The organism is Rhodococcus sp. CX (genome assembly GCF_015865005.1).
Lineage (GTDB): Bacteria > Actinomycetota > Actinomycetes > Mycobacteriales > Mycobacteriaceae > Rhodococcus.
The window spans coordinates 1-3,500 of sequence record NZ_JADZGH010000165.1 but is presented as its reverse complement, the minus strand read 5'-3'; the positions used below and the strand labels follow the sequence as shown (position 1 = coordinate 3,500).

Annotated in this window: 2 protein-coding genes; both read right to left on the bottom strand. The window is 68.8% G+C overall.

Annotation, left to right across the window (positions count from 1 at the left end; genetic code table 11):
• Window positions 1–319: 319 nt before the first annotated feature.
• Window positions 320–811 carry a hypothetical protein gene (locus I0Q12_RS17265; RefSeq protein ID WP_197253061.1) on the bottom strand — a complete coding sequence of 164 codons (492 nt, stop codon included), beginning with the start codon at window positions 809–811 and terminating at the stop codon, window positions 320–322.
• Window positions 808–3,294: a molybdopterin oxidoreductase family protein gene (locus I0Q12_RS17260; protein WP_197253060.1), complete on the bottom strand. Its 2,487-nt coding sequence runs from the start codon at window positions 3,292–3,294 to the stop codon at window positions 808–810. The genes I0Q12_RS17265 and I0Q12_RS17260 overlap by 4 nt, the downstream gene beginning before the upstream one ends.
• Between the last annotated feature and the right edge of the window lie 206 nt (window positions 3,295–3,500).

The following is a 3,500-nucleotide window of genomic DNA, read 5'->3' as shown; positions in this document are numbered from 1 at the left end:
CCACCGCCATGAACGCGAATTCCTGGGCCACGAAGTAGCCGGTGAGGGCGGTGATCGCGAGGACTACGAGGATTCCGAGAAGGATTCCGAGGGCGGTCAGCATGTCGATGCCGATCCTGGGGTGGCGGGATATCCGTCACCGTGGGGCGGTCGGGGTCTTCGAGGTTTGCGCTTGGCGCGTCGCATGGCTCTCTCTGTGATCGGTGACAAAGGGTCGTCACAGAATAGGACGAACCGCGCCCGGCGAATGGTTCCCGCGGGGACGTAACGAAGGTCACGCAACGCGACCTCGGTTGCGCTGCGGGGTGGGGCGCTCACCTCACCCGGTCACCATGATCTGCGCGGAGCTCTCCTTGAGCTTCGCGTTCGCCCAGCGCATCTGACGCAGGGTCTGTGGATGGCAGCGTTCGGCGGTGGCGAGCAGTTCGCGGTCCTGCAGCGCCTGCGCGGTCTGGGCGAGGATCTCCCAGTCCAGCGAGACCCCGGCTGCCGTGCGGTGGATCTCCCGCAGGTCCCGCAGCAACAGCAGCGAGGGATCGTGATGCCGGCCGACCAGCTCGCTACCCTTCCGGCGGAGGGCAGCGAGGATGCTGTGGTCCTCCGCAGGCTCGGCATCGAGGTCGAGGTCGTAATCCTGCCCGACGCGGGCGAGTTCCCGGACGTGCTGCTGCGACCATCGCGCGAGATCTTGTCCCAGATGGAATATCTCGTGATCGGCCTTGTTCCGGTCGGAGATCTGCAGCAGCCGGCCGGCCAGGTCGTTCTCCGACTCGTGCAACTCCCGGATCGCAAGTCCCACCTTGTTGTTCATTGCGCACCTCCGGTGTTCGTTGCGCCTGTGGGGGATTCGACGAACGTCTCGGTCGCGGTCGCGTCGGGGCCGCCGCCGGTCTGCGGGACGGCTGCGCCCACCGGCTCCGAGGCGGTGGTCGTGGGCGCGGCGGACGGTGTGCCGTCGCCGGCTTCGACACGTTCCACGCGGGCCGCGCCGCCCTTGAACAACGGCTGCTTGGACGCCGGGTCCCAGTCGGTGAGGGTCAGCTCGTTCGCGGCCCGGCCCTCGGCGTCGCCGGGTTCGTGACCGCCCGGGGTGTCCCAGTAGCCGTAGTGGAACGGCACGAACAACACCCCCGGACGGATCCCGCAGATCCGCAGCTTCGCGTCCACCCGGCCCCGAGGGGTGGTGATGCGCAACAGATCTCCCTCCGACCAGCCGTGTCGCCGGGCGTCGGAGGCCGACATCTCCACCCACACCTCGGGGGCGGCCTGCTGCAGTTGCGGCGCGCGGCCCGTCTTCGTCCGGGTGTGGAAGTGATACAGCGTGCGGCCGGTGGTGAGGTGGTAGGGAAACTCCTCGGACACGAGCTCGTGCGCCGGCAGGTATTCGCCCGCCTTGATGATCGCCTTTCCCAGCGGGTTCATGGCCTTGTACTCGGTCGGTTCGAGCGGCGCACCGGTGACCATGTCGCGGCCGTAGCTCTCGCAATAGTCCGGTGTACTCCAGAACTTCCCGTCCTCGTAGAGGCGTTCGGTGCCGTCGGGACTGTCCTCGGTGCACGGCCACTGGATGCCGCTGCCGCCGCGCAGCCGGTCGTAGGTGATACCGGTGTAGTCACACGGCCGCCCCGCCGAGCAGCGCTTCCACGCCTCGAACGCCTCCTCGGGAGTGGACCACTTCACCAGGGGTTGCCCGTCCTTGTCCTGCAACCCGATTCGACGGGCGTAGTCGACGAAGATGTCCAGGTCGGCGCGGGCCAGGCCGGGCGGATCGACGGCCTTCTCCGACAGGTGCACGGTGCGGTCCACGTTGGTGAACGTGCCGGTCTTCTCGCCCCACGTCGCGGCCGGGAGCACCACGTCGGCGAGCTGGGCGGTCTCGGACAGGAAGATGTCCTGCACCACCAGGAACAGCCGTTCCTGGGCGAGGATCTCCCGGATGCGGCCCAGTTCCGGCAGCGACACCGCCGGGTTGGTGCCGCTGACGTAGAGGAACCGGATCGAGCCGTCCTCGACGTAGCGCAGCATCTGCATCAGGTGCGTCGGCGCGGTGTAGTGCGGGATCCGCATCGGGTCGATGTTCCACAGCCGCCCCAGTTCCTGGACGTGCTCGTCGTTGGCCCAGTTCCGGAAGCCGGGCAGGTCCCCGTCGGCGCCGCATTCGCGGGTGTTCTGCGCCGTCGGCTGGCCGTTCATCTGCAGCACCCCGCACCCGGGTTTGCCGAGCATGCCCCGGATCAGGTGGACGTTGTTCACCTGCACTGCCGCCGCGGTGGCCTGGTGCGACTGGTAGAAGCCCTGCAGCACGGTGGACACCAGACGTTCGGCGCCGCCGAGGATGCGGGCCGCCTCCAGCAGGTCGTCGAGCGGCACGTCGCACACCTCGGCAGCCCGTTCGGGCGGATAGTCCTCGAGTTGTTTCTGCAGCTCCGGGAAGCCGACGGTGTGCGCCTCGATGTAGTCGCGGTCGATCCATCCGTTGCGCACGATCTCGTGCAGCAGCCCGTTCATCAGCATCACGTTCGTGCCCGGCCTGGGCGCGAGGTGCACGGCGGCGGCCCGCGCCACGGGTGTTGCGCGCGGGTCGACGCACACCACCGCCGGGGGAGTCGGGCCCGCCAGCCGGTCGAGCACCCGGCTCCACAGCACGCTCTGCGTCTCGGCCATGTTGTGCCCGTACAGGGCGATCACGTCGGCGTGGTCGATGTCGGTGTAGGAGCCGGGCTGCCCGTCGCACGCGAAGGACTCCTTCAACGCGGCGGCCGCGGTCGCGGTGCACAGCCGGGTGTTGCCGTCCATGTGGTTGGTGCCGATACCCCCGTGCCCGATCAGCGCCAGCGTGTAGTACTCCTCGAGGAACAGTTGCCCGGTCGTGTAGAAGCCGATCGAACTGGGGCCGCGCTCGGCCAGCAACTCGCGGGTGCGCTCGGCGACGGCATCCATCGCCGTGTCCCAATCGGTCTCCACGAGCGCGCCGTCGCGGCGGATCAACGGAGTCGTCAGCCGGTCGGGCGAGTGATTGGCCTGCCACCCGAACAGATCCTTCGGCCCGAGCCGGCCGTGGTTGACCCGATCCACCGCGCGCCCGCGGACCCCGACGATCCGGCCGTCCTTGACGGCGATGTCGAGACCGTCGCCGTTCGAGTGCAGAATCGTCGCCGACTGCACCCAGTTGTCGACGTCGTCCTCGCCCAGTCCGTCGGCCAGATAGCAGTCCACCCGGATCGGCCAGGGCTCGCCCGGTCCGTAGGGGGTGCGGGTGCCCCAGGGTTCGCGGATGCGGTCGATGTCGGTCATGCCTGCGGCGGTACCCGAACGCGGGAGTTCGAAACGTGGGCCGTGACCCGCGGGAACGCGGTCGGCAGCGGTGGTCCGCACAACCTCCGCGCCGAGCCGGATCCCTTTACACTCTTCACAGGATTGCGCCGTCGCCGCGATGGCGAATCCCGACACGTCGAGCGGTCGGAAGGTGCGAACATGGGCGGCGGGCGACGAACCAGCGC

Bases quoted from the DNA above. Each gene is read 5' to 3' on its own strand.
- I0Q12_RS17265 (WP_197253061.1), bottom strand. From the start codon at position 811: ATGAACAACAAGGTGGGACTTGCGATCCGGGAGTTGCACGAGTCGGAG.
- I0Q12_RS17260 (WP_197253060.1), bottom strand. From the start codon at position 3,294: ATGACCGACATCGACCGCATCCGCGAACCCTGGGGCACCCGCACCCCC.